At 42.4% G+C, this 883-nt stretch carries 1 protein-coding gene; it reads right to left on the bottom strand.

Annotated elements, in window-relative coordinates:
• Nucleotides 1-883, bottom strand: an 883-nt coding sequence (locus tag AC1EU0_RS19165) for a Kelch repeat-containing protein (protein ID WP_480304375.1), incomplete at both ends; no start/stop codon positions are given.

Below are 883 nucleotides of genomic sequence, written 5' to 3'. Positions count from 1 at the left end.
ACTACCTTGATAGTGAATGGTTGCAACGCCGTAGCGGGGGCCAAAGGGAACCTCCGTTACAACGGTGGTTGCAGTGAATGTATTATCGCTATTTAGTGCCAATTTATAAATTTTGTTAGATACATCATCTGTACTCACAGCGTATCCGCCAATGATATAAATAGCGTCGTCAAGAACCACCATGCGGGCATTTTGTAATTGTAATGGCTCGAGAGTACCTGAAACATCAACTTTCTCCCATGCATCTGAAGTGGCTGATTTTCTCCAGATAGAATTTGAATCACTATTTCCCTGCTCCCCACCATAGAGGTACATTTGGTTCTCGAACACAGTGATGGTGTGATCTCTAATATTAGGCAAGTTACTGCCGTGCTTGGTCCAGTTAATGCCGTCCACAGAGGAGAATACTTCATTGCTTTGTCTATCTTGTGAGTTAATACCACCAACGACCCAAATCTTATCTTGATAAACGGTAACGCCATGCCCGGTTCGACTTGATACCTCGGTATTATTGATATTCGTGTGGTTATCCCAGTCTTTACCGTCGTTAGAACTTTGAAGCACTGAAGTATTGGTTCTCCCTGCAATTGCCCACAGCTTGCCTTTAAAGCTCACCACTGGCGAATTAACCACGCTATTTCTTTTATTTTCGTCGGTATGCGTTAATCGGCTCCATGTGGCATCTTTGTTCAAGCTCCAACTATCATCACCTCTACCAAAATAAGAAATGCCTTCTGAAAGGATCAACTTGCCGTTTAATACATTTAAGCTGGCGTCGAATCTTGGGGTGAATTCACCATTAATGGCATGATGCTGCCATGTTTTATCTTCAATATTGGTCGATAAAACTTCATTACGGACAGATTCATTAGTGGTTCTTGAT

The organism is Parashewanella sp. 2210YD4-3 (assembly GCF_056591735.1).
The sequence above is the reverse complement of the archived record's forward strand: the minus strand, read 5'-3'. Positions and strand labels throughout refer to the sequence as shown.